We start from the raw sequence: 26,304 nt of genomic DNA, 5'->3' as shown, positions 1-26,304 counted from the left end.
TCGCGGGATAGAGCAGTAGGCAGCTCGTCGGGCTCATAACCCGAAGGTCACAGGTTCGAGTCCTGTTCCCGCTACTAAGAAAACATACTGAGAATACAAACGCACATCGCGGGATAGAGCAGTAGGCAGCTCGTCGGGCTCATAACCCGAAGGTCACAGGTTCGAGTCCTGTTCCCGCTACTAGAAAACCACTAATGAAAGTTAGTGGTTTTTTGTTTTTAAAGCTTATCCAACGAAAGATAAATTAAGAAAACGGACATCTGCAACATTAGCAGACACAGATCCGAATCCTAATTATATCCTCTAAAAAGCAAGCTTCAGATTTACCTGAAGCTCTTTGATTTCATTTAATTTCACCTGCCAGCAGGCAAAGCAATCCAATTTAGAAAAGCCCAAAACTGCATAATCTGTAACAGTAATGAGGTCTGCTAAAACTATGGTGCGGTCGATTCAAATTGCTTAAGGTCCCGTGTATTCTTTTGCACGGCAAGGGCAGAAAACAATGCCAATACAAACGACATTCCGAAAAACCCCTTCTCACTGAGCAGCAGATCGGCATTCCAAAGGCCTATTATCAGCAATACGATCGAAGCGATGGTACTGAACCAGCTTATGCTGTAATACAAATCCGTTACCGGTATGCCTTCCAGCCTGTCCCGTACGCTTTTTTGCACGGATATTACAGAGAATAGACCAAAAAGGAGGATGGTAAAATAATAGCCCTTTTCATTGTAGGCCATGTCCGAATTAAAAAGGCCGATGCAATAGGATGTCATGCCTATGAGCAACGTCATCCAAGATGCGCCGATAAAAGCAGCACTTGCCTTTAAAGGACTTGGTGCATTTTTCAATCCTGTATTTCTTGATTCTGAATTGTTGCCTGATTCATTTGATTTTAGCGGTTCCATACTTTTATTTTTTATGATTATGGGACAAATTTCAGCATCAGACGGGAGCTATAAAAATCAATTTATTCTAAAAAATGACGATATAAAAATACATTTTATACCTGTATTGCATTTGGCAAGAATAAAATCTGTACAAACTTTCGCCGCTTTCATGGCAAAATGAATGGAATAAAACAGGCTTGTAGAGCTGGTGACCCGTAAGTGCGTGAGGGTTTCTTTTTATGCCTGCCGATTGCACTTTAACATTCAACACTCTATGACTGGGCAAATATCCCATGTCCTTAAAGAGGGCTTTTTTTATGCTTTTTTGTGCCTTTTACGCCTGCTTTTTGTATTTTAACATTTATACTCTATCTATACAGTATCCATACAGTATCCGTACTGTAACTATGCACTAAAAAACCTGAAAGAAATCAGCGTGAAAAAGATGTCAAATTGAATCGTAAACAAGAGTCTTTTTTTCTTTTAGGTTGCTATAATCCATGAAAAACAGTTATTTTTATCGTACTAAACCCTGCTTATGAATGCACTCCAGGAACTGGCGGACATGATGACCGAAGCTGAACAAATGGCCTTCGTGCACTACCTTTCAAAAAAGAACAAGCGTAAAGACACCGTCAACATAGCGCTGTTCAATTCTCTAAAAACTGACGATATAAACCTTGAAATAAATGCTTTCGAGGGCAAGAAAAACACCAATGCCTATCATGCCCTCAGGAAAAGACTCTACGACAGCATGATTGATTTCATGGCCAACCGCAGTTTTGAAAATGATACCTCGGAGGAAAATACAATACTGCGCCTTATCGTGGTAAGCCGGCTGTTTTTTGAACATACACTTATCAAGACTGCCTTTAAATGCCTGGCAAAGGCGGAAGGGATCGCATTGGGCATTGAACATTTCAGCCTTCTCAATGAAATCTACCTGACCCGGATACAATATGCCCATTTCAACCTGTCGGAACCCATCGAAGAAATCATCGGGAAGTTCAAAGCGAATAAAAAACAGTTCGAATATGAACAACAGCTTACCTTGGGCTATGCTGTTCTTCGCCGTGAACTTGCCGCCATCTATCACGAAGGCCGGATCGTGGATTTTCAAGCGCTCCTACAAGACACGATTGAAACACATGGCCTATCCTTACAGGAGGGGCTGACCTTTAAATCCCTCTACCAGATCTTGTTTATTGCCAACGAATATGCTTCCCTGAACAACAATTATGCACTGATACAGCCTTTTGTCCTTAAAAGCTACCGACTGATCAGCAAGAAAAACCTTCTGGCCGACCGGCATCTGTACTACCATCTCTACATCCTGTATTTTATAGCCAACTCCTATTTCCGCAATGGCCAGTTCCAGAAATCCCTAGATTATCTTGATCTGATGTCCACAGCACTTCAGAAGCAATCCGGCAAGTACTATCAGCGCTTCTGTCTTCGTTATTTTTTCTTGCTGGCCTTCAATGAAAATTGTCTCGGTCGTCCGCAAAAAGCAATAGAGATTGCGGAGCAATCGCTTTCTTTAAGCAAAAAGACAGCTCCCAACGACAGCAACGACATCCGCCTCATGCTCATCGTTTTCTACCTGCAGCAAGATGCAGGACGCAATGCCGTAAAGGAAATGGCAAGATTGAACCATACCGACAGCTGGTATGAAAAAAAGATGGGCATGGACTGGACCATAAAAAAGTGCCTTGTCGAAATCCTCCTGCACGCACAGCAGGAAAACACAGAACTGGCCTTGTCGCGAATAAAGAGTTTCAAACGCCGGTATAAGAAGTACCTCTTGACAGTAAATGAAGAACGTGTCGTGCACTATCTCTTATTTGTAGAACAATATGTCCTGAAACCCGAAATCATACAGACACCGAAATTTAAGGAAGCAATAGAAGATTTTATCATCACGGCACAAAATGTCCCTAAAGACATCTTGATCATGAGTTTCCTATCGTGGTTGCTTGCAAAGGTGAGGCGCAAAACGATCTATGAAACGACTTTAAATCTCATAACACAGTATTTCCATTCTACGGATGCCGAATAACGTTGCCCTCCTATCAGTCCTCTTCAGAACCTGGTAGTAATCCTTTTTCAACAACCAAATTATGAAGTTCCCCCATCAGTTTCTCAACAATAACATTCATTTGGCAAACCTCTTCCCTGTTGAGCTTTGACAATTTATGATGTAGTGTCGTGTGCCTATCCAAGTAAGGAAAGAAATCCGTCCAGAACTGCCCGATTAAATAATCATACTTTTGTATGTCGGAATCTGCATAAGCACATAATTGCCATAATGTTTGATTGGAAAGATAATTGGGCATGTAATAGGTTCTGCTAAAAATATAGGTCCTGCAAAAGGACATGAAAAACAAAGCAAAGAAATAGTCCAATCCCTGGTAGTTTTCTTTGGCAATATGGGCTATTGTAAAAAATTGCAAGGCAATATCCTTGGTCGGCTTATAATAAAAATACAGATCCGCGTGATAAGGATTATGAGGCACCTCCCAATGAAATCCGGGAAGATAGTCACTGCTTGCATATATCAGGTATTTGTCCTGTATGATGCCGGAAAAGAAACTTTGATGCTGGTACAGGTTCGCTTGGATCCAGTAACGGCTGTGGGCTATCAAAACAAAATCGCATTTACTGCCTGTCTTGCTTTTTAGGGACTGGGTTATTGTTTTTAATTTTTCGTTACCCGTGCCTGTAGCTATGAGCATCAGGTAATAAGTCGTTTTTTCTCCATAGGTAATCTGATGGTACAGGTAGATTTGTTCGACTTCAACCGATTCCAATATGGTTGCTATTGCAAGGCCCAGAATTACATCCTTGGGTTTTTCATCGATTTGGCCTGCAACTTCTTTGTTCGCTTCGAATCCTTTTTTTATCATTTTCCTTAATCCGTCAAACCGCTCTTCGATAAGACGGCACAGACTTTGTTCGGCAATTCCAACGGCTTTATACATTTCTTCCTTGTAAATCGTATCATCATCGGCGGTTGCTTCTTTTGCCTTTGCAAACAAATCCGTTAGATAAAATGTGTTGCGGTTGGTTCTCACAAAGTATTTTTGAATATCGGGAAGGTAAGCCACAAGATTGTTGATCCTTTCCTCCAAACCTGGCAAGGCCGACTTATTTCCCAAATACAATTCTTCCAGATAGTCAAGATCGTATTCGATCAATCTTGCATAGGATGCAAAAACACTGTTTGAAGAACCTTCTGAAATGAGATTCTTGATTTGCGCGACATGAAGATCACGATCGTGATGAAAATGGTCCTGAAACACATCAAACTTCTTTTTGAATTTCTTCCAGCTTCCTGCAAGGGCAATCGGATGTTCATATCCTTCTTTTTGGTAGATCAGAGCCGAAGGCTGGCAGTACAACGCGACAAACGGATGTCCCAAGGAAAATTTATGATCAAGCTTTTGAGCGTAAATGAAGCAGACATGAATCTTATAGCGATCTCTGACCTTATTGGCCCACTTGGCCTGTCGTAGCAGTTGTGCATCGCTATTTTTTTCGACATGGATCAGAAGACACGAATGCTTACAAGAGGACTGTTTGGTAAAAAACATCTGGATGATGGTATATTGGCTGACCAATTGTCTCACTATATTTTCCAAATACTCGTTTTCGAGTTTTGGAAACCTACGTTTTTCTGAAGTTTTCATAAGCATAGTTTTAGTATTCACTAGCGAAGTTCTCTTATCCAAAGCGGATAACCTATCCGGAATACGGATATAATATCTGACAAAAGGGATATTTTACCGGATATTTTTTTATATTTGAAATTCAAACTTTTTAATCCAAATGGCTTTAACTTTGAGCCTTCAGAAAATTGACACGCATTATGGAACATAAGATACATCAGGGAAGAAACGTAAAACGCTTCAGGGAAATGCTTGGCATCAAACAAGATGCCTTGGCTTATGATCTGGGAGAAGACTGGAACCAGAAGAAAATTTCCGTGCTGGAGCAGAGAGATGTAATTGAAGATAGCCTGCTGAAACAGATCTCTGCCATATTAAAAATTCCTGTTGAAGCGTTTCAGAATTTTGATGAGGAACAGGCAGTGAATATTATTTCGAATACTTTTACAAGTAATGATACATCAACATTAAATGCAGTTAACCCAAACTGTACATTTAATCCAATTGATAAAATTGTTCAATTATATGATGAAAAAATTGCGTTGTACGAGCGTATGTTGAAAGAGAAAGATGAAATGATGATGAGGCTTGAAAAATTGATTAATAAATAATTTATTTATAGAAGATATTATTAAAAAATGAGACTTTCGAGTCTCTTTTTTAGTTTTGGGACTACAGCGGGTTGAAACTAAATTAAGTTCTATTTTCGGATTTGTCAAATCATTCCAAATACAAAACCAACTTTCTATTAAGCCAATAGCTCAAATCCGTTATAGTAACTGTTAAGCATTCATGTCTTTAATTTGTTTGATCAAATGATAGAATGCATCTTTATCATCCAATTTTTCGTCTATTTTGAGATTTAATTCAAATTGATCCGACCATAAGCGCAATCCTATTAAAGCCAAACCCCAACTAGGAGCATTGACATCTAAATTTAATTGTTCCAATGCAGTTACAAGTCTATCTTCAGTATTTGGATGACGAGTACCATTAGTTTTTGCTTTGAAAAAGAACATTGATAGAATTCCAATTGTAATTCCTATTTGCACATATAATTCATTTATTTTGTTTGGGAAAATACCTTTTTTCATTAATTCAATCGCATCAAAATCAGCTTCTTTTTCAAATTCTATGAAATGTGAATTTTCATATACGCCAGCATTGACTTTATCAATATGCTTTATAGCATGAGTGTATTCATGACATAAAATAAACTTTATGGCTTCGGTATAAAAACCATTTGGTTGCTCAATATAATTTCGATTTTCGGCAAGATAAATTTCAGGGTTTGGAAGATTTTCAACATCCCATTTTGTAAAAACAACAATCAATGATTTGGCATAATCAAATAGTTGATATGCTTTGGCTAGAATTTCTCCATCAAGTTTATAATGCTCATGACCAATCTTAGCATTAGATTTTGGGAAATCAATTTCTTGAATATATATTGTATAAATTGAATGACATACACACCATAAATATGAAAGAAATGTTTCGTCTAAATGGATTGCTCTATCATCATTTTTTATATATGGAGTTCTGTTTATTTTAGTTTCTCCATAATTAATATTAATTGTTTTTGAAATTTTGTTTTCATCAATAGTTGTTTCAAGTTCAGTTGCAAAATCAGGATGTGTATTTGTGAACATATAAACATTCATATGATTTAATATTCTTATAGGTTGAGTTCCAGTATGAATTTTTTCATTGTAATGATTTATAATTCCCTTGGTTTTTAATATCCATTCCATAGTTAATTGATTACGAGATTTTGCAATATGACGCCGAATATTCTGTTACTACAGCGGGTTTGGGACTAAATTAAGCCTATTCTTCGGATTTGCCAATCTCCCAACTACAAAACCAACTTTCCATTAAGCCTATTGCCTAAATCCGTTGTAGTACCTATTAGTAGCAGTACCTTTAACATCTTCGGTGTATTTTAATAATCTTGTATTAGATTTTTCATAAAGTAAATCTAAATCAGCAATATTAAATTTCTGCTTTAGAATATTTATGATTGAGCAAATTGATATATTTATTTGTTGCAAAATTAAGGTTGCTAACTTTTCTTGATGTTGTCCAAAAAATTCGGAAGCTTCATCGCTTGATTTAAAAACAGTATTATCCTTTTGTTGCATTCCAATAAAAATTCTTACTCCATAGTAACTATTGTGTATGATTTCTGAAACATCACGATAAATAGAAAAGAAAGCAAAACTTAGTAATGCATTTACATATTCACCATAAGTTTTTCCAATTATTTCAAGTTTTAATTTTGTAGTTTCTGGCGTCCAACTAGTAACTTCTTTTCCTTTAATAGTTGTAAAATCTGCTAGGGCTTCTTTCATTTCTTCAGGTACTGCATCTTCAAATTCGGAAACATATTTACTGTAATGAGATTCCATTTTAAAATTATTAATTTCTATACCTCGAAATAAATCTCTATATCCTTTTTGATAGGCATACTTTTTTGAATTAATAACAGCTTTTTCATCTGCACATATAAACCCAATATTTATAATCCCTTCTAAAAACGGCCTCGAAAGAATTATTAAATCACGATAATGTTGATTCTCTGCTAATAAAATAATACTTTTTAAACTACTGTCATTTACCGTTAGCATTGGGCCAATAACAGAAGTCAATTCTGAATAACCAATTTTTGAAATTGAATATATTGCTTCCTTGTAAAATTCTGTTTGAATTTTTAAATGTTCAATTTCTATTTGAATTTTCATAGTTACTTTGGTATTGCTACTAACGTTCTGGGACTACAGCGAGTTTGGGACTAAATTAAGCCCTATCTTCGGATTTGCCATCATCTCCAAATACAAAACCAATTTCCCATTAAGCTAAATGCCCAAATCCATTATAGTGGCTGTTATAGGCTGTTTTTTTTCTGTTTTATTTTGCAAGCACTAATAAATAGTTCTCCTAATTGAGTTAGAATATAGTCTGTATTAGATTCTACATCAATATCTAAATCAATATTTGCATAACTTTTTGAATATCCATATCCATCATCTCTGTCAAGAGGTATTTCTAATGTTTGAGGATTTGCAAAAAATTCCTTCTCTTCTTTTACAAGACCAAGTCTAATTATATTCGAAAGTTCAAAATTTTCAAGACTATCTTCTGGTACGTTTTCGGGGGTTCGTATTTGATAATTTAAACCTGACTCTTTATATTTTATTGAAGTTTGTTGACTTTCTAGTTTTCGTCTATCTTTTTGTAATTCCCAAGTTTCGTTATCAAGATGATTTTTCACGATCTCTTTTCTTGCTTTAATCTTATTTTCGATTTCAATAATTTGATCTTCAATTTCTTTTTCAATCTGAGGTTTTGATTCTTTAAATTCGTGTAATTCTGCTGTTAATTTTGCAACTCTTACAATTTTATCATCATATACCTTTTCTAAAACTAAAAACTCATTACTTGAAAGTTGGCTTAAGATGTATGGAAAAACGTGGTTTTCAATATTTTGGTCGGAGTCAACCATATTAGATAGAAGAATAGCCCATTTATCTTGTAAAATATCATCTTCTTCTAAACCTGAATATTCCAATAAAGGACATAATAATTTCAACGAAATTGTCTTAGTAGATATATTGTTTTTTTCGCAAAGTAGTTTTGCTTTGTTTAGCATTTTTACTTGGTTCTTAAATTTCCACATTGTCACTTGGTCTTTTAACAAAAGACCTGTTTCTTCAATTGCAGGCATAATCAATTTGTCAAGAAAAGATTTTGCTGTGTCTAAGCCTTTCTCTATTACTGAAGATGTGATGTCGATTTTTTTAATTTTCATTTCTTTTTAAAATAGCCTATAACTTATTTATATTTCTGACAAAACAACACAAAGCTATCCAAATTTGGGTAGATAAGTGTGATATATTTCACATCTTATTTATTTTCAAATATATAACTTTTTCAATACAATCAACTTCACTTCTGATCTGATTGCAAGATTCAAATGCCTAACCCAAAAATCCTTCAATCCCGCCAGCCAATTTAAAATCCTTATCCGTCACCCCTCCGGCATCGTGCGTGGTCAACCTAATGTGCACTTTGTTGTACACATTGGACCATTCCGGATGATGGTTGGCCTTTTCCGCCAGCATCGCCACACTTGCCATGAACCTGAAGGCTTCCACAAAATCCTTGAATTCAAATTCCTTTTCAATCCCATCGTTTTGAAAGGACCATCCTTTTATTTTGGACAATTCGTTTTCGGCCTGTTTTGATGTGTATGTTTCCATTTTGTTTTTCAAAAGGTTTCGCATTTATTCTTTCTCTAATGGATTTATTACTTTATTTCCTGCCGAGTTTATTATAATGGATTATAAACTTTGTACAAACGGAAAGTCAATAACTACTATGTCGCTATTCTGACTAATATCACAGATATAACCTTTTAAGAGTAGGGCTAAAATTGTCTTAGTAATATGTTCTGTGTTTACACTACTAAGTTCATTGCGTACCCTTTTTAATGCTTTAATTTCATTATTAGATAGATTCTCTCTAAGATATTTTTTTATGTTTATTTCATTTTCGCTGTCAAATGATGTTAATAGTTTTAAAACCTTTGAGTTTTCTGAGTACTTGTTCTCAACATCAATATTTTTATTTAATAACTCATCTATACGATTAGTTAGTATTGTATTCTGTTCTCTCAAATTATTTATTTCTGTGTTGTGAAGTTCTCTTAAAGTTGTTATGGTTTCAGACTTATCATTTTTTTCAATTGTAAGATTATCAATTTGTGACTTTAACTCATTTATTTGACTCGTACCAGCCTTTATATCTGCAATATCACGCTCATTAGTAGCTTGCTTTTTTCGGATGGACAGATTTTCATCAATGATTTTATTTTTAATTTTATACCGTTCGTTTTTTGCTAGGCCTAATAATTTTTCAATCATCAAATTGAAATAGGGCAAAATCAAAACATAAAATATGCCTAACCCTATAGGCCATAGTATCGCAGACAAATTGCAATAGTAGGTGTCAATAATGCTTATCTTTTCTTCAATTGCAAAATCTGAAAACAACAAGATGAGCAATGGCCTCCAATTAAACAGTAAGAATGAAATTGAAAATGATCCAAGAAAAGGGTTTTTTATCCTTTCGGAATAGGAATCGACAAAGCTTTTAATAAATTCTCTCATAATCAACATTTATTTTGGTATCCAAATATACTCAACAAAGTGTTAAAACCCTCAGTAAAAATAAACCCGATAGTGCGATTTGCAATCCGTTCCCGCAAAGTATATCTTGACAGACTGACTACACACATCTACACAACAATTGCGCAGAATTGCATCCTGCGCCCGCAAAGTAAAGAAAACTAAGCCCATAAGATCGCAGTTCTTATATTTGTAAGAATAAATATAAAGCATTACAAAAGGAGAATTTCAAACAAAAAAAGACCAGACATCCTTGAACATCTGATCTTTACTATTTCATCCTTATAAAAATATCTATTCTAAAAGATGTAAAATACTTTAATGTAGGCTTTAGCGCCCGTCAAATTCCCTGCGGTTGTAGAAAGCATCATCATCACTCTCGGATCCGGATCGGGATTCCTCATCAGCATAATACGACCTTAACACGCTTCTTTCATAGTTCCGGTCAAAATTGTGCTGGGTGTTGTATCTTCCCGTCCTTCTGAACGTATCGTACGTTATGCTGTTGGCCATGACAATTTTCGTATCCTTGTTGATGCTCACGGATCCTATCGGTATGATCAGGTGGCTGTCGCCGTCCCGGTACATGAATTCTTTTCCGTTGTCGTTTGCCAGGGTGTCGTGCACCTCGTGACGGCTGTCCTCAATCAATGCCTTGTCCACATTCACATCGAGGTATACAACCCGTTGCATGTCCTTATTAACCCATAAATTGTCGATCTTGCCAATGGTGCGGTTGTCCGCATCCACTATTTTCCATCCTCTTACATCGGAATAGTTGGAAGCTACCTTGTAGTCCGTTAGTTCGTCCAGCCTGTATAAATTTTTGTCCTTATTTTCCATGTTGCTTTAATTTTATAAATTCTATTTTCTGGTTTCCTGCCTATTCTGCAATAGTATCCGTCTCTGAAATGTTTTCTATTTCCATGGTGTTTCCATCCTGCAACTGATCCTCTTTTAAAAAGACAAAATATACCAGTGCCGCGATTATAAGTGCCGCAACAATCCATGGCCATACCGGCCTTTTCTTCTCAATCTTAATTTCTGCCATAACTTTACTTTTTTAGGTGAATGTTTTTATCTTGAAGTAAAGCTACAAATGCGATCCGCATATAACGTATTTGATTTCAGGTAGATGTTATAGAATTCCCAGCAGCGGAAAACGTCCACTACTTTAAACATTCTCCATGGCAATGATTCTTAAAATCAAAGCTAAAAATTAAACATCTGTTAATTTTTTAATAAATTTTATTTACTTTTGACATACAAAAACAAAAAACCAACTTCTATGGAACCAAATTTTTTAGCCATCCTTGTGGCCTCCTTATCAAGTTTTGTTGTAGGATCTGTATGGTATAATCCAAAAGTATTCGGAACGATCTGGATGCGGGAAACAGGGATGACGGAAGAAAAAGCTCAGAAAGCGAATATGATCAAAGTATTCGGGCTGACCTTTGTATTTGCCTTTATGCTGGCGTTTATGATGCCAACTATTGTCATCCATCAAGTGGGTGCTTTGCAACTTGCCGGTGGAAATGCAACTGATGAAGCTTTTATAGCCTATATGAAAGTGCACGGTGAAGCCTTCAGAACCTTTAAACATGGAGCTCTACATGGCCTTATAGCTTCCTTATTTATTATTTTGCCAACAGTTGGCATCAATGCGCTTTTTGAGCAAAGATCGTTTAAGTATGTTGCCATCACGGCGGGCTATTGGGCCGTTGTAATGACGCTTATGGGCGCCATTGTTTGTGGGTGGAAATAATTAACATTTAATTATAGTACAATCGCTCTACTTTTGTGGGGCGATTTTTTTGATGTGAATACACTTACGTATAAAATTTACAGTTCGACTGCGGCACTTCCTGATAACTGGAATGACTTGGCGGTTGACAATATTTTCCTTTCCAAAGAATATCTGAAAGTACTGGAACAATCCGGACCAGAAAACATGACGTGTCATTTTATTGGCTTCTTTAAAGGCGAGCAACTCGTAGGCATTGCATTGTCTCAATTTTTAGATGTCAACCAACTCAAATCTTTTGGGGAACGCGACCGTTGCGTTAAGACTTCCGTTCGGAATTTTATCTTTAAGAACTTCAGCTCGCACGTCTTGTTTATGGGAAACAATATGCTGACGGGACAGAATGCTTTTCATTTCTTAGAAGAAATTAATCCGAAGGACGCCTTGAAGAGTTTGAAGAAAGCTTCGGATACCTTGCAACTTATCTTTAAGAAAAAGGGCAAGAAAGTACACCTCACCTCTTTTAAGGATTTTACAAAAGAAGAAATAAGTGCTTTTGAAAATGTTGGGTTTAAGGACCATTACAAATTCTGCATACAGCCGAATATGGTTTTTGAAATCAAGGAGAATTGGAATTCATTTGATGATTATATTGCTGACTTAAGCAAGAAATACCGGGATCAATATAAGAGAAGCCGAAAGAAGGCGGAAGGCATTGAAAAGCGCAAAATGAACCTCGAAGACATCATCAAATATGAGGCTACCATTTATGATTTATACTTTCATGTGGCCAAAAATGCTCCCTTCAATACTTTTTTCCTGGCTAAAAATCACTTCAGGGTTTTCAAGGAAATGCTGAAAGACAAGTTCTTGTTTTACGGGTATTTTATTGATGATACATTAATCGGATTCAATACGCTGATTAAGAATGGCGACTCGATGGATACTTATTTTCTCGGTTATGATGAATCCATCCAAAGAGAGAAAATGCTGTACCTGAACATGCTGTATGACATGGTGGCCTACTCCATCAATAAAGGTTTTAAGGAAGTGGTTTTTGCAAGGACTGCCTTGGAAATCAAAAGTTCTATTGGCGCAAAGCCTGTTGAAATGTACGGCTATATCAAGCACAGTAATTCCCTTATCAATAAAAGAATGGATGTGATCTTTGATTATCTGGAACCTAAAACTGAATGGCAGGAACGGAATCCTTTTAAATAAGATTTATTATCTATTATTATTTTTTTATTGCTACCCTTACTTCTTATTTTCTTTTGAGCCGTCTGCGTGGTTATAGTTCGAAATTGTTTTCACAAAATCGTCCTTGCTGCTATTGGAATGTGCCTGGTCGTTGATGTTGTATTTATCGATCAATTCCCTGCTTCCCTTGTGCTCTAAATCTTTTGGATAATCTGAATTCGTTGCATCTTTAGAGATTCTGTCGGCTTCAGTGTAGCCACTTCCTGTTGTTTCGTCTTCGGCGATGCCTTCTACAGAAGTATCAAGTGGGTTTTTGGATGTATGAAACTCATTCAATTGTTTTTCGCTGTCTTCTTTTCGCAAATCTTCCATGATCTTTTGATTTAATGGTTGAACATCTATCAAAGTTCCAGTTTTTGCAAGAAAGAATTTTATGCGATTGTAATAAAACCTTATAGGATTATCTAGTTTGCAAACCGAACGAGTTTGTTCTTGTCTGAGATGATGATTTTTTTTCCGACAAGCTCAATGGCATTTTCCTTTTTGAGTTCGGATAGCAAACGGATACAGCTTTCTGTGGCCGTACCGATCATTCCGGCGATTTCTTCTCTGGAAAGTTGCAATTTCAGTGACTTATCTGGATTTACTCCGAAGGTTTCTTCCAAGTACAGCAGCGTATGTGCCAAACGTTCCTTTACGGTTTTCTGTGCCATGTTGACCATGATGTCATCGGCCTCCCTGAGGTCGCCACAGATGGTTTTCATCACGTTCATGGAGAAATTGTTGTTGTGATTGAAGAACGCCATAATTTCTGTTTTCGGAATAAAGCACACCTTCATATCTTCTAACGCTACTGCCGAAAGATTGGCCGGCTCATCGCTGATCATGGAACGTTGTCCGAGCAATTCGCCTTTCTTTACCAGCTTCACGATTTGGTCTTTTCCGTTCTGGCTTAACTTAGTCATCTTACAGACCCCATCCTTTACACAGAAAACACCGTTTACATTCTCCCCTTCTTCAAAAATGATATCGCCTTTTTTTATATCCATAGAAGTTTTACAGTTTGCCATCTTCAATAACTCATCTTTACTGAGCGCTTTAAGGGAACTGAACTCTCTAACGATACATTGCTCACATTTACTCATAACCACCTTTTTAAGTCCCGCAAATTTACAACTTTATATGACAAATATCATATAATAAATAACACTATCGTAGGAACTTTGTCACAGGTAAATGAGCAAATTATGGATGCACAAAATTGTTTCCATTGTGGACTTGATGTTGTAAAAGAAGAAGAGATTGTTTTTGATGATCGGACGTTTTGTTGCCAAGGCTGCAAGACGGTGTACGAGATTTTCACCTTAAACGACCTTACTTCTTATTATGATTTTGAGCGATCGCCGGGCGCGACTCCACAGGATATCAAAGGAAAATATGATTTTTTAGACAATGAAAAGATCGTTGAGAAATTATTGGAATTCAGGGAAGATACAACCGCTATTGTTTCCCTTAACATACCGCATATACACTGCAGTTCGTGTATTTGGATTCTGGAAAATCTACAGCGTCTTCAAAAGGAGATAAGTTCTTCCCAGGTAAACTTTCCGGAGAAGAAAGTACGCATTATTTTTAATCCTGAACAGCTTTCGCTAAAGGAAATTGTCACGCTCTTGAGCAAGATTGGCTATGAGCCTTACATCAGTTTAGAGAATTATGAGACTGGAAAAAAGGTTACCGATCGCACACTGACTTATAAGCTGGGTGTTGCCTTCTTTTGCTTTGGAAACATCATGCTTTTGTCGTTTCCCGAGTATTTTGAATCGACTGAATTCTGGCTGGACCATTACAAAGGTTTTTTCAGATGGCTTGTTTTCGCTTTATCGTTGCCGAGCTTCCTTTATTCGGCGAGTGGGTACTATGTTTCGGCCTATAGGAGCATACAGGCGAAGATGTTGAGCATTGATATTCCGATTGCTCTGGGTATTATCATTATGTTTATAAGAAGTACGGTGGATATTGTCTTTGATTACGGCCAGGGATTTTTTGACAGTCTTACCGGATTGGTTTTCTTTATGCTCTTGGGCAAAATGTTCCAGATTAAAACCTATAGTTTTCTGAGTTTTGAAAGGGATTTTAAATCCTACTTCCCTATTGCGGTCACGAAAATAAAGGGCCGCAACGAGGAAGAGAGTGTTCCGATTTATGACGTGCAACAAGGCGACCGTTTATTGATCCGTAATGAAGAATTGATTCCTGTTGATGGTATTTTGATCAGTGACAAGGCTTCGATAGATTATAGTTTTGTGACGGGAGAAGCTGTACCGATTACAAAAAACTCCGGCGACAAGATTTTTGCGGGTGGAAAGCAGATGGGGAAAGTCGTCGAGATGGAAGTGCTCCGTTCGGTTTCGCAAAGCTATCTGACGCAGTTGTGGAGCAATGCTGTTTTCCAGAAAAAGGTAGAAGAGCATTATAAAACGATTACCGACAACATCAGTCATTATTTCACACCTATATTATTACTGATTTCGTTTGCGGGATTTGGATATTGGGCTTTCCTTGATATGAATACGGCCTTCAATGTATTTACGGCAGTACTGATTGTTGCGTGTCCGTGTGCGTTGGCCTTGACGGCACCCTTCACAATGGGGAATGTATTGCGTATTCTCGGCAAGAAGAAGTTCTATCTTAAAAATGCACTCGTGATCGAACAATTGGCCAAGGTTGATACGCTTGTTTTTGACAAAACAGGAACGATTACAACCAACAAAAAATCGAATATCTCTTATGAAGGCGCATTTATTTCTGAAGAAGATATGATTCTGATTAAGAATACGCTCCGAGCCTCGAACCATCCTTTGAGCAGGATGCTGTATGCTTATCTGCCGGAAACCATTTTGCATACATCCATCGACTTTGAGGAAATTACGGGCAAGGGAATCCGGGCGAATATTAACGGAATGGCTGTGATGATTGGATCGGCCTTGTTTGTGGAGCAACAGGAAGAGCAACACTTACAACAGACGACGGTTCATATTAAAATCAATGGAAATTATCTGGGCAAATTTATCTTCAACAATCAATATCGTGAAGGCTTGGAGGCACTGTTTGCAAGTTTATCCAAAGAATATGAGTTGAAGGTTTTGTCGGGTGATAATGAAGGTGAAAGATCTACTCTGGAACAACTCGTCCCTGCGGGCACCGAGTTGATTTTTGACCAAAAACCCGAGCAGAAGCTTGCGTTTATCAAAAAACTGCAGGATGAAGGTAAAAATGTAATGATGATTGGCGACGGCCTCAATGATGCTGGTGCCTTGGCGCAAAGTAATGTTGGGATTTCGATTTCGGAGAATGTAAATGTGTTCTCTCCTGCCTGCGATGCGATATTGGATGCAGGAGAATTCCAGAAGTTGCATTACTTTTTGAAGCTTTCGCATAAAGCGATTACGACGATCAAGATGAGTTTTGTATTATCCTTACTGTATAACGTGGTTGGATTGACGTTTGCGGTAACGGGAAATCTGTTACCGCTTGTTGCAGCGATTATTATGCCGCTGAGCACGATTACCATTGTGAGCTTTGTGACATTGATGAGTAATTATTATGCGCGGAAGCTGAAATAAAAACAAACACGAAGTGCACGAATTGCACGAATTTTCACTAATCATTCGTAAAAATTCGTGCAATTCGTGTCTATTAATAGTATAAAAATAATTGACTATTTCCCCTGCTCCTTCTTGATGTACTGCGCTACCTCTACCATTGTAGCCACCCAGATGTCCTTTTCTCTTTTCTTCAGATAATCTAAAAGCTTTTTGTGTTCGCTCTCCTCAACATTCATAGGATGCTCTCCTCCCACACCGTGGAAGAGGAAGACTATAAACGAACCCGCTTTTTCAGCTTCTTCAATCTGTGCTATCATTTGTTGGGCATTAGATCCATCGTGACCAAAAGCATTAATATCCGAAAGATTAACCGATTTCGCAGGGAGATAGCCTGATGCAACACCTCTTGCGCCTACAAAATCATTCTTTACGAGATCGTAATAAGGCTTCCCGCCAATAGTGAAATCGCCACACGGATAGGCAAATGTTCGCTCCTTTTTTCCATCAATCGCGTACAGAAGTGTGTTGGTGGTTTTGATTTCGTTTACCGCCCTTTCAACGGTGTAACGCGAAAGATCAGTTTCTGGATTTACCCATTCTCGTCCTGGCAAACTTCCATCACAGGGATGATTAAAAGTATGATTTCCTAATTCATGTCCGTTTTTAGCAATTTTTCGCCATTCCACCAACCTGTTTGCAACAACTGGCGATGAAGCAACGACATAAAAGGTACCTTTTAGCCCGTGCGCATCCAGTGCAGGGACCACTTTATCGAGATGCACATTCAATGCATCGTCATAGGTCAGCACGACTGCACATTTCTTTCCGTTCCAATTTCGGGAATTTTCTTGGGCAAAGGCTGAAACATTAGCGATCAGCAGGAAACAGAATACTGTTGTTATTTTGAACTTCATAAGCTTTAGCTAATTAATCACAGTTACCTTCTATATCACAGGATTCGCTTTGTTGGACATCCAGTTTAGTGATTGGACTTTTCTGCAAAAATTCCCCGTAGGATTTCTCCAGGGCCTGTAGAAAAGTATGGGAGGGCTGTGCTCCCGATACTGCATATTTTCTGTCGAATACAAAAAATGGAACTCCCGTTACACCGATTGCTTGTGCTTCATCTATATCCTGATGTACATTTTCCGCATATTGATCATTGGTAAATGCTTCGCTGATTTCATTTGGATCAAGGCCGATTTCTTTACCGATTTCTGTTAGTGTTTCCAGATTGGCAATATCTTTTCCATCCGTGAAATATGTTTTGAACAATTTTTCTTCGGCTTCGTTCCCCAGATTTTTTGATTTTGCAAATTGGATAAGCCTGTGCGCATTGAACGAATTGACGATTACTGATTGCTCCAAATTAAAATCCAGTCCTGCTTGACGGGCAGTATTGGTTACCTGTTCCATCATTCCCTTTACCTGTTCTGCAGGAAATCCTTTTCGCTTGGCGAGGTATTCTTCATGACTATCTGTAGCCACTGCAGGGAGATTTGGATCCAATTGGAAACTTTTCCATTCGATTTCTATGTTATTTGCTTCGGGGAATTGTGCCAATGCTGTTTCAATGTTTCTTTTTCCGATGTAACAGAAAGGACACATCACGTCGCTCCATATTTCTACTTTCATTTATTTTGCTTTATTTTTTTTTATATTTATTTCACGAGTTCGTGTTAGTGTCATTCTCTTTCTTTTATACCGTATTTGATACCATGCATGAGAAAGAAATTTTTAATCAAATCTAGTTTTCCTTGACAAAATTCTCCAAAATTATCTTTCTTAAATACTTTCACTTGACTACAGTCGAAACAAATTTCTAAAAACTCAATTATAGAATCTTCTTTGTCTAGAAAAACTATTGCATTTCTAGGCATATAGCAACTAGCCATCGTGTTTACCAATCCCTTCTTACGGTCATAATTGTAATTGTAGAGCACATCCGTCAAAAGTTTAATGCTTGGCAGTTCTAAATCTTTATATTCTTTTAGGTTCTCATAATCTAACCAATTGCCTTTTCTTGGAAGACTGTCCCTTTGAATGCTCTCAATTCCTTCTCCTTTGTCGTCAAGAATGATTGTATTTTCATATACAAACGAAACAATTTGAATCTTACTCGCTTTATTGAACGGATATTTTTTTATTAATTTTTCGAATTTCACATCCTTGTTTCGAACGCAGTTGTTACCATGCTGACTAGCAAGAATCTCCTCATTACTGGTTTGACAGAACGATAGGTTGGCATACAGAAACAATAAGAATTTAAATACTTTCATACATGCAGGTTATTACTTCATAAAACTTAAAAGGTAAACGAATGTATAAAAAAACAGTCAACTATCTTTTATCTGGAAGAAATAATCAATATTTATAAAAACAAAAGCCTATAAATCAAATGACTTATAGGCTTTTTTAATTAAGAATGTGACCGCGAAGGGATTCGAACCCCCAACCCTCAGAGCCGAAATCTGATATTCTATCCAGTTGAACTACGCAGCCAAAATAATTTTAGATTTCAGAGTTTAGATTGTAGATCTGAACTCCAAAATCTAAAGTTTTTTATGACAATAACTTCTTAACGATTGTTGAAATGGTTTTCCCTTCGGCTGTTCCGCCCAATTGTGCTGATGCAAGTCCCATTACTTTTCCCATTGATGCGATTCCAGATGCTCCGGTTTCGGCAATGATTTTAGCGATAACGGCTTCAACTTCTGCTTCGGAAAGTTGTGCAGGAAGGAATTTTTCGATTATGGCAACCTGAGCCAATTCTGGTTCTGCCAAATCCAAACGATTTTGCTCGGTAAAGATTCTTGCGCTTTCTTTTCTTGTTTTTACAAGACGCTGCAGGATTTTTATTTCTTCATCCTCACTGATTTCTTCTTTTGAACCTGTTGCCGTTTGTGCCAAAAGCAACTCGGATTTTACCGATCTTAAAGATTCTAATGCAACGGTGTCTTTAGCGCGCATTGCATTCTTTATTTCGTCCATTATTCTTTCTGAAAGACTCATTGGATTTTATATTTTAGATTGTTGAATTTAGATTTTAGATTGTCGGTTAACAATTTATGATTTGCTTACTAGCCCTGATGGTGCCATTGTTTGAGCTCTTAAAACTGTGACTAACAGTTTTAAAGCGAGTGGCTCCAGCAGGAAAATGGATTCTGAAAAAGCCTAAGCCTTTCGCTCCTAATTATGCTACGCAAACCGAGTGCGAAGATAAAAAAAATAACCCGAAAATCACATTGAATTTTCGGGCTATTTAGCGTTTGGTTTGAGTTAATTAATCCACGTTGTCGTGAAGGAAAGAATTGTTGGAACGCAACTGGATGTCGTCGTTACTGTCCATTCCTAATGAAGTTCTGGATTTATTATTGTTGGCAGGAGTGCTTGAAATGTCGATTCCGAGGCGTTTGTAGGCTGGCTCTTTTTCGAATTCGTCTACTCTTGACGGATTGTTGTGGAATTTATAGTTGAATTCTTTCAACTTTCTTCTTCTTTCGTCGGCTCTCAATCTTGAAGCTTCTTCCAAAGACATTTCTGTCGGAGAGATGGCTTCATAATGTGTTCCGAAGCTTGAAGGCTCGGTGATTTTCATGGTGATTTTCAAATCTTCGCTTTCTGGTTCTGCTACTTTTGCAACAGGCTTAGAATCGAGAAGACTGTTCTCCACTTCCATATATTCCTCTAAAGAATAACGGATTACACCATTTTCGTTCAATTCTGTCATTGGAACTACTTGAACCGGCTGGTTTACTTTGATGTCACGTGTTTCATTTGTCAATTCGAAAAGCATTCTGTCTTCGTTTGGCTTCTCTACCTTGCTGATTGGCAAATCGAATGAAAAGGTAATCTGCTCCTCTTCGCGAACGAATACCGGCTCACGAACTTCAATTTCCTTAACTTCCGGAGAAGTGAAATAGAAATCATCTGTAGAAACTGCTTTTACAGTAGAAGCTGGTGAAACAATCTCGAACGTAACGTCTAAATTCTTGATGAACTCGGTTGTTGGCACCAAATTGTATTCGAAAGCTGGCTCTTCTTTAGCAACTGGCTCTGTAAACAAAGGCATGTCAAAAAGAGGCTGTTCTGTTACTGCTTCAACCACCAAAGGCTGTTCGAAGATTGGCTCTTGTTCCATCAAATCGTGAACGATTTTTTCCTCATTCTTTGCGGATGGAATTGGGGCTGAAAAGTCGAATGACTCAATCACTTTTTGAGATAAATTGTGTGTCAATTTTTGCTCATCTTCCAAAGAATGGATAATCTTTTTTGGCTCTGTATTTACTATTTCGTTTTGTTGTTCAACATTGAAACCTGTAGCGATGATGGTAACCGCAACTGCTTCTCCTAACGACTCGTCTTCACCAACCCCCATAATGATGTTAGCATTGTAGCCTGCTTCAGTTTGGATATGGTCGTTGATTTCTCCGATTTCGTCAATCGTGATTTCGTTGGTTCCAGAAACGATAAGCAACAATACGTTTTTGGCTCCTGTGATTTTGTTGTCGTTCAATAATGGAGAGTCTAGAGCAGCAACAATTGCTTCTTTTGCTCTGTTTTCGCCACTTGAAATGGCAGAACCCATGATGGCAGTTCCGCTGTTTGACAATACGGTTTTAGCATCTTTTAAATCGATGTTTTGTGTATAGTGGTGCGTGATTACTTCGGCAATACCGCGTGATGCAGTTGCCAAAACTTCATCGGCTTTGGAGAAACCCGCTTTGAAACCAAGATTTCCGTAAACCTCTCTTAATTTGTTATTGTTGATAACGATAAGCGAATCTACTTGTTTTCTTAATCTTTCCACGCCCAAAAGCGCTTGGTCCTGACGCACTTTCCCTTCAAATTGAAAAGGAATTGTCACGATACCAACGGTTAGGATGTCTCTTTCTTTTGCCAATTGAGCAATTACCGGAGCAGCTCCCGTTCCGGTTCCACCACCCATTCCTGCGGTGATAAAAACCATCTTGGTATTGCTGTCTAGCATTTTCTCGATGTCGGCAATGCTTTCTATTGCTGATTGCTGTCCAACTTCTGGGTTTGCTCCAGCTCCTAATCCTTCTGTAAGGTTTACACCCAACTGAATTTTATTAGGAACCGCACTGTTTTGCAATGCCTGAGAATCAGTATTACATACAATGAAATCCACTCCTTTTATACCTTGTTGGAACATGTGGTTGATGGCATTGCTACCACCTCCACCTACACCAATTACTTTAATAACATTTGATTGGTTCTTTGGTAAATCAAATGAAATACTTCCAAAATCTGAGTTGCTTGTCATATAATCTGGTATTTAATTTTTTGTTTGTTTTCTTTTTTATAGCTAATTTTTATTCTTTTTCTTTAATCTCTATTCTGCATTGTCCAGAAAGTCCCTGATTTTATCTACATACTTATCAAAAAATGATTTTCTGATTTTGGTTTCTGTAGATTCAGGCTCTTTTGCTTTTGCAACCGGTCTTTCTTCCTCTTGCACTTGGACTTCTTCCTCGTATTGTTGCGTTTGCACTTGAGGCTCTGGTTGTCTGTAAACCACCTTTACTTCTTTTTCTGCTTCAATTGCAACGGCACTGTTTGTATTGTTTTGGATGGAATTCATCACCAAACCAACTGCTGTCGCGTATAACGGACTTGAAATTTCCTCGCTTGAATTACCCGCCAAATGTTCGTTCGGGTAGCCAATTCTCGTGTCCATTCCTGTGATGTATTCCACCAATTGCTTGATGTGTTGCAATTGTGCCCCACCACCTGTCAAAACAATTCCTGCAATCAATTTTTTTCTTGGGTCTTCGTGACCGTATGCTTTTATTTCTGCAAAAACCTGCTCGATGATTTCCACCACACGAGCATGGATGATTTTCGACAAGTTTTTCAACGAAATTTCTTTTGGTTCTCTACCTCTCAAACCTGGAATAGAAACAATCTCGTTGTCTTTATTTTCTCCCGGCCAAGCAGAACCGAATTTCACTTTCAATAACTCCGCTTGCTTTTCGATGATTGAACATCCTTCTTTGATGTCTTCTGTGATTACATTTCCACCGAAAGGAATTACAGCCGTGTGGCGAATGATTCCGTCTTTGAAAATAGCCAAATCTGTTGTTCCACCACCGATATCAATCAAGGCAACACCTGCTTCTTTTTCTTCCTGACTTAAAACTGCATCAGCCGAAGCCAATGGCTCCAATGTCAATCCAGACAATTCAATTCCTGAACTTTGGATGCATCTTCCAACATTTCTGATAGAAGAAGCTTGACCTACCACAACGTGAAAGCTCGATTCCAATCTTCCGCCGTACATTCCGATTGGTTCCTTGATTTCAGATTGTCCGTCGATTTTAAATTCTTGTGGCAAAACGTGGATGATTTCCTCACCTGGAAGCATTGCCAATTTATGTACTTGATTGATTAACAAATCAATATCCTTATCTCCAATTACTTCTTCAGGATTGTTTCTGCTGATGTAATCGCTGTGTTGGATGCTTCGGATGTGCTGTCCTGCAATTCCCACCACAACATCTTTAATTCTGTAACCTGAATCTGCTTCTGCCTCTGCAATTGCTTGTTGAATAGATTGGATGGTTTGGGTAATGTTGTTTACCACGCCTCGGGCAACGCCAAGACTTTTGGATTTTCCAACGCCCAAAATTTCCAATTTTCCATATTCATTTTTCTTGCCAATCATTGCAACAATCTTCGTTGTCCCAATGTCTAAACCAACAGCAATTTTTTCTTTTTCCATAACCAATTTTATTTTGTGCACACCACCTGTTGCGTAAACTTCAGATTTATTTCCTTGTATTTGCTAATCGTACTATCTTGAACTGCCTTTTGAAAAAACGCTTTATAGTTGTTGAATTTCTTCTCTACATTTTTTGTTTTTCCAAAATTGATGACATAATTAAAATTCCTGTTCGTCATTTTTAGGCTACCACCGTGCAAAACTTCAACACCAATGATGTTTTTCTTCAGAAAATCATCGCTGTGAATAAGCTTCAATAATTCGTATAAATCTTGCTCCTTTACTGCATTTATTTCACCCGAAACCAACGGAACCCTTGCTGTATTGATATCCGAAAGAGGCATTCTATTCCCCTCTGAATCAATATAAAAAGAACCTTCGTTTTCAAAAACCCTTGCAATTGGAGTCTTCTGTTTCACCACTGCTTTCAGGACACCATCAATACTCACAAATACTTCTGATTTCTCAACCATATCGTGTTCATTGATGGATTTTTCCAGTTTATTCAAATCTAAATTAACTTTCCCAATAGTTTGTTGCTCTTGATTTTTTTCTATTAACAATTTATTAACCGATTCGTGCGTCAAAAAAAGGCTTCCTTCGTCGAGAAATTCTACGATTGGTTTCTTGATTTTTCGGTCTTCATTTCGCTTTGATGTGAAGGAATACAAAAACGCAATTACTGCCAACATCAGCAATAACCGCACATTTGTCCAAATATTTCTCCAATTAAGCTTTTTCATTCAATGCTTCTTTAATCGGTTTTACCAACTCGCCAATATCTCCAGCTCCAATGGTTACGATAACCTTTGCGTCACTCTTTAAAATCGTAGAAATTAAATTTTCTTTTAAAACTAATTTCTTGTTTGCATTTGTCATTTTTCCTAAAAGCCAGGCTGAATTCACGCCTTCAACTGGAAGCTCTCTTGCGGGATAAATATCCAACAGAATTACTTCTTCAAAAGCGGAAAGACTTTTGGCAAAATCATCAATAAAATCCTTTGTTCTGCTGAATAAATGCGGTTGAAAAATCGCCAACACTTTTTCGTTTGGATACAATTCAGAAACCGCCTGATGTACTGCATTTATTTCGGTTGGATGGTGGGCATAATCATCGATATACACCAAATCATCTGTTTTTATTTGATACGAAAATCTTCTTTTAATTCCTTTGAAAGAACCCAAAGCCGAAATAATGGCTTCGTTAGATGTTCCGTAGGTTTTTGCCATAGCCAAAGCCATCAAGGCATTTGTCAGATTATGTTTTCCTGGCAATCCAAACTTTATATTTTTTATGGTTTCTGATGGTGTTTCCACATCAAAAACATATTGACTATTTTCTATTCTGACATTGATTGCCTTGTAATCGGCGGATTCGTTTACGGCAACTGAAATTCCTTTTAAAGGCAAATCTTTTGCAATAAACAATTTCGATTTGTCTTCGATTTTATCAGCAAATTCAACAAACGAAGCTTCGATGGAAGCACTGTCACCATAAATATCCAAATGATCGGCATCCATCGACGTGATGCAGGCAATATTTGGATGCAAATGCAAGAACGAACGGTCGAATTCATCGGCTTCGACAACGGTTACGGTTTTTCCGTTTCCGATTAAATTTGAATTGTAATTTTCTACAATTCCTCCTAAAAATGATGTTACATCAGCTCCGCTTTCATACAAAATATGTCCAAGAATGCTTGATGTAGTTGTTTTTCCGTGTGTTCCAGCAACTGCAAAACAGAACGTGTCTTTTGTGATGATTCCTAAAACTTCAGCTCTTTTCTTGATTTGGAATTCTCTTTCCAAGAAATAATTCCACTCTGAATGTGTTTTTGGAACCGCTGGTGTAATCACAACAAGCGTATTTTCAATATAATAATTCGCGGGAATCAAATCGATTCGGTCTTCAAAATGAATGTCAATTCCGCTTTCGATTAATTCATCTGTTAATGTGGTTGGCGTTTTGTCGTAACCCGATACATTTTTTCCGAGGGTCTTGAAATAACGAGCAAGAGCACTCATTCCGATTCCTCCGATGCCGATGAAATAAACGTTATGTATCTGATTTAAATTCATTTTTTTATTGTTGCTGAGTTCCTGAGTTTAAAGTTTCTGAGTTTTTCTCATTGATGCTAACTCTTGCCTCTATTCTTTTGGCTATTGCCTATTTAATCAATTTTACTATTTCGTCCACGATGTCTTTTGTGGCGTTTACTTTTGCTAATTTTTCGATGTTTTCGGATAAGCTTTTTTGCAAATTTTCATCGTTCAACACCTTATTAAAAGTGGTTGAAAATTGCGTATCTAATTCTCCTTCTTTCACCATCAAAGCACCTCCTTTATCTACGATTGCCTTTGCATTTTTTGTCTGATGATCTTCGGCAACATTGGGCGACGGTATAAAAATTACCGGTTTTCCAACGATGCACAACTCTGAAACAGAAGAAGCTCCCGCTCTTGAAATCACAATATCTGCAACAGCATACACCAAATCCATCCGGTCGATAAACGACATCACCTGAACATTTTCATTATCGTTGTAACGCTGGTATTCGTCGAAATATAATTTTCCGCACTGCCAGATTACCTGGACGTTTTGCGAAGTGAAATTCACCAATTCTTTTGCAATAAGTTGGTTGACTCTTCTCGCTCCCAAACTTCCGCCTAAAACCAACAATACTTTTTTATCTTCGGCAAGATTGAAATATTCCCTTGCTTGTTGTTTTTTGTTTTTGATGTCAATCAAATCCTGACGAACCGGGTTTCCTGTCAATACAATTTTACTTTTTGGGAAAAATTGCTCTAAATTCTCATAGGCAACACAAATCTTGCTTGCTTTTCTGCTCAGCCATTTGTTCGTAATTCCAGGATAGGAATTTTGCTCTTGGATAACCGTTGGAATTCCTGCAAAACCAGCCACTCTCAATAATGGCCCACTTGCAAAACCTCCCGTTCCGATGACTACATTCGGCTTGAAATCGCTTATTATTGTTCTTGATTTCAACAAACTGTCCAATAATTTTACTGGAAAAAGTGAATTGTCAAATGTCAATCTTCGTTGAATTCCGGCAATCCACAATCCTTTGATTTTATATCCGGCTTGCGGTACTTTTTGCATTTCCATTTTGTCCCTTGCTCCTACAAATAGGATTTCGCAATCGGGAAAGCGTGTCTTCAATTCATTTGCAATAGCGATTGCCGGGTAGATATGTCCACCTGTTCCGCCACCGCTTAATATGAATTTTAAATTTGTCATT

The 26,304-nt window shown here is 37.5% G+C and carries 25 protein-coding genes and 3 tRNA genes; 7 read left to right on the top strand and 21 right to left on the bottom strand.

Annotated elements, in window-relative coordinates; translation table 11 throughout:
• Position 1: 1 nt before the first annotated feature.
• Both ACI6PS_RS11995 and ACI6PS_RS11990 read left to right on the top strand, forming a co-directional pair.
• A tRNA-Met gene (locus ACI6PS_RS11995) sits at positions 2-74 on the top strand.
• A gap of 33 nt (positions 75-107) precedes the next feature.
• A tRNA-Met gene (locus tag ACI6PS_RS11990) sits at positions 108-180 on the top strand.
• Between the two features lie 254 nt (positions 181-434).
• On the opposite strand, the gene yiaA is transcribed toward ACI6PS_RS11990, so the two are convergent.
• Positions 435-908, bottom strand: a complete 474-nt coding sequence (gene yiaA, locus ACI6PS_RS11985; protein ID WP_421012809.1) for an inner membrane protein YiaA — start codon at positions 906-908, stop codon at positions 435-437.
• Between the two features lie 520 nt (positions 909-1,428).
• On the opposite strand from yiaA, the gene ACI6PS_RS11980 reads away from it, so the two are divergent.
• On the top strand, positions 1,429-2,949 hold the full coding sequence (locus ACI6PS_RS11980; RefSeq protein ID WP_421012808.1) for a hypothetical protein: 1,521 nt from the start codon (positions 1,429-1,431) through the stop codon (positions 2,947-2,949).
• Between the two features lie 13 nt (positions 2,950-2,962).
• On the opposite strand, the gene ACI6PS_RS11975 is transcribed toward ACI6PS_RS11980, so the two are convergent.
• Entirely contained in the window at positions 2,963-4,579 is a 1,617-nt protein-coding gene (locus ACI6PS_RS11975; protein ID WP_421012807.1) for a hypothetical protein, read from the bottom strand.
• 179 nt (positions 4,580-4,758) lie between these two features.
• On the opposite strand from ACI6PS_RS11975, the gene ACI6PS_RS11970 reads away from it, so the two are divergent.
• Positions 4,759-5,169 (top strand): XRE family transcriptional regulator, encoded by a 411-nt coding sequence (locus ACI6PS_RS11970; RefSeq protein ID WP_421012806.1) that lies wholly within the window; start codon positions 4,759-4,761, stop codon positions 5,167-5,169.
• Between the two features lie 171 nt (positions 5,170-5,340).
• Here ACI6PS_RS11970 and ACI6PS_RS11965 read toward each other — a convergent pair whose 3' ends face one another.
• From ACI6PS_RS11965 to ACI6PS_RS11935, 7 genes are all read right to left on the bottom strand, one after another.
• Complete coding sequence (locus tag ACI6PS_RS11965; RefSeq protein ID WP_421012805.1) at positions 5,341-6,312, bottom strand: hypothetical protein; 972 nt, start codon at positions 6,310-6,312, stop codon at positions 5,341-5,343.
• Positions 6,313-6,441: 129 nt separating this feature from the next.
• Positions 6,442-7,302, bottom strand: a complete 861-nt coding sequence (locus tag ACI6PS_RS11960; RefSeq protein WP_421012804.1) for a DUF5677 domain-containing protein — start codon at positions 7,300-7,302, stop codon at positions 6,442-6,444.
• A gap of 143 nt (positions 7,303-7,445) precedes the next feature.
• The gene (locus ACI6PS_RS11955; protein WP_421012803.1) at positions 7,446-8,369 is read right to left on the bottom strand and encodes a hypothetical protein; all 924 of its coding nucleotides are present in this window, start codon (positions 8,367-8,369) and stop codon (positions 7,446-7,448) included.
• 169 nt (positions 8,370-8,538) lie between these two features.
• Positions 8,539-8,820 (bottom strand): 4a-hydroxytetrahydrobiopterin dehydratase, encoded by a 282-nt coding sequence (locus ACI6PS_RS11950; protein ID WP_421012802.1) that lies wholly within the window; start codon positions 8,818-8,820, stop codon positions 8,539-8,541.
• An 81-nt stretch (positions 8,821-8,901) separates the two neighbouring features.
• A complete protein-coding gene (locus ACI6PS_RS11945; RefSeq protein WP_421012801.1) occupies positions 8,902-9,729 on the bottom strand; it encodes a hypothetical protein in 828 nt (275 codons plus the stop codon).
• 348 nt (positions 9,730-10,077) lie between these two features.
• On the bottom strand, positions 10,078-10,590 hold the full coding sequence (locus ACI6PS_RS11940; RefSeq protein WP_421012800.1) for a PRC-barrel domain-containing protein: 513 nt from the start codon (positions 10,588-10,590) through the stop codon (positions 10,078-10,080).
• 40 nt (positions 10,591-10,630) lie between these two features.
• Positions 10,631-10,798: a hypothetical protein gene (locus ACI6PS_RS11935; protein ID WP_421012799.1), complete on the bottom strand. Its 168-nt coding sequence runs from the start codon at positions 10,796-10,798 to the stop codon at positions 10,631-10,633.
• A gap of 207 nt (positions 10,799-11,005) precedes the next feature.
• Between ACI6PS_RS11935 and ACI6PS_RS11930 the strand changes: the two genes are divergently transcribed.
• Both ACI6PS_RS11930 and ACI6PS_RS11925 read left to right on the top strand, forming a co-directional pair.
• The gene (locus ACI6PS_RS11930) at positions 11,006-11,512 is read left to right on the top strand and encodes a DUF1761 domain-containing protein (RefSeq protein WP_421012798.1); all 507 of its coding nucleotides are present in this window, start codon (positions 11,006-11,008) and stop codon (positions 11,510-11,512) included.
• 33 nt (positions 11,513-11,545) lie between these two features.
• A complete protein-coding gene (locus ACI6PS_RS11925; protein ID WP_421012797.1) occupies positions 11,546-12,712 on the top strand; it encodes an 8-amino-7-oxononanoate synthase in 1,167 nt (388 codons plus the stop codon).
• Between the two features lie 36 nt (positions 12,713-12,748).
• Here ACI6PS_RS11925 and ACI6PS_RS11920 read toward each other — a convergent pair whose 3' ends face one another.
• Positions 12,749-13,096 carry a hypothetical protein gene (locus tag ACI6PS_RS11920; protein WP_421012796.1) on the bottom strand — a complete coding sequence of 116 codons (348 nt, stop codon included), beginning with the start codon at positions 13,094-13,096 and terminating at the stop codon, positions 12,749-12,751.
• 59 nt (positions 13,097-13,155) lie between these two features.
• Positions 13,156-13,836, bottom strand: coding sequence for a Crp/Fnr family transcriptional regulator (locus ACI6PS_RS11915; RefSeq protein ID WP_421012795.1), 681 nt, complete (start codon positions 13,834-13,836; stop codon positions 13,156-13,158).
• A 102-nt stretch (positions 13,837-13,938) separates the two neighbouring features.
• Here ACI6PS_RS11915 and ACI6PS_RS11910 point away from each other — a divergent pair, with 102 nt between their 5' ends.
• Complete coding sequence (locus ACI6PS_RS11910) at positions 13,939-16,317, top strand: heavy metal translocating P-type ATPase (protein WP_421012794.1); 2,379 nt, start codon at positions 13,939-13,941, stop codon at positions 16,315-16,317.
• A gap of 95 nt (positions 16,318-16,412) precedes the next feature.
• Here ACI6PS_RS11910 and ACI6PS_RS11905 read toward each other — a convergent pair whose 3' ends face one another.
• From ACI6PS_RS11905 to murG, 10 genes are all read right to left on the bottom strand, one after another.
• Positions 16,413-17,213: a polysaccharide deacetylase family protein gene (locus ACI6PS_RS11905; protein WP_421012793.1), complete on the bottom strand. Its 801-nt coding sequence runs from the start codon at positions 17,211-17,213 to the stop codon at positions 16,413-16,415.
• Between the two features lie 13 nt (positions 17,214-17,226).
• Positions 17,227-17,934: a DsbA family oxidoreductase gene (locus ACI6PS_RS11900; protein WP_421012792.1), complete on the bottom strand. Its 708-nt coding sequence runs from the start codon at positions 17,932-17,934 to the stop codon at positions 17,227-17,229.
• A 50-nt stretch (positions 17,935-17,984) separates the two neighbouring features.
• Complete coding sequence (locus ACI6PS_RS11895; protein ID WP_421012791.1) at positions 17,985-18,578, bottom strand: hypothetical protein; 594 nt, start codon at positions 18,576-18,578, stop codon at positions 17,985-17,987.
• 149 nt (positions 18,579-18,727) lie between these two features.
• A tRNA-Arg gene (locus tag ACI6PS_RS11890) sits at positions 18,728-18,801 on the bottom strand.
• A gap of 60 nt (positions 18,802-18,861) precedes the next feature.
• Positions 18,862-19,311, bottom strand: a complete 450-nt coding sequence (locus ACI6PS_RS11885; protein ID WP_421012790.1) for a GatB/YqeY domain-containing protein — start codon at positions 19,309-19,311, stop codon at positions 18,862-18,864.
• A gap of 271 nt (positions 19,312-19,582) precedes the next feature.
• A complete protein-coding gene (ftsZ, locus tag ACI6PS_RS11880; RefSeq protein ID WP_421012789.1) occupies positions 19,583-21,586 on the bottom strand; it encodes a cell division protein FtsZ in 2,004 nt (667 codons plus the stop codon).
• A gap of 69 nt (positions 21,587-21,655) precedes the next feature.
• Positions 21,656-23,044, bottom strand: coding sequence for a cell division protein FtsA (gene ftsA, locus ACI6PS_RS11875; RefSeq protein ID WP_421012788.1), 1,389 nt, complete (start codon positions 23,042-23,044; stop codon positions 21,656-21,658).
• Positions 23,045-23,052: 8 nt separating this feature from the next.
• Positions 23,053-23,787 (bottom strand): cell division protein FtsQ/DivIB, encoded by a 735-nt coding sequence (locus ACI6PS_RS11870; protein WP_421012787.1) that lies wholly within the window; start codon positions 23,785-23,787, stop codon positions 23,053-23,055.
• Entirely contained in the window at positions 23,774-25,123 is a 1,350-nt protein-coding gene (gene murC, locus ACI6PS_RS11865) for a UDP-N-acetylmuramate--L-alanine ligase (RefSeq protein ID WP_421012786.1), read from the bottom strand. Before murC ends, ACI6PS_RS11870 begins: the two co-directional genes overlap by 14 nt.
• A gap of 88 nt (positions 25,124-25,211) precedes the next feature.
• A complete protein-coding gene (murG, locus tag ACI6PS_RS11860) occupies positions 25,212-26,303 on the bottom strand; it encodes an undecaprenyldiphospho-muramoylpentapeptide beta-N-acetylglucosaminyltransferase (RefSeq protein WP_421012785.1) in 1,092 nt (363 codons plus the stop codon).
• Position 26,304: the final 1 nt, after the last annotated feature.

It is taken from the genome of Flavobacterium sp. PLA-1-15 (genome assembly GCF_049060005.1).
GTDB lineage: Bacteria > Bacteroidota > Bacteroidia > Flavobacteriales > Flavobacteriaceae > Flavobacterium.
This window is presented reverse-complemented; position numbering and strand designations above follow the sequence as displayed.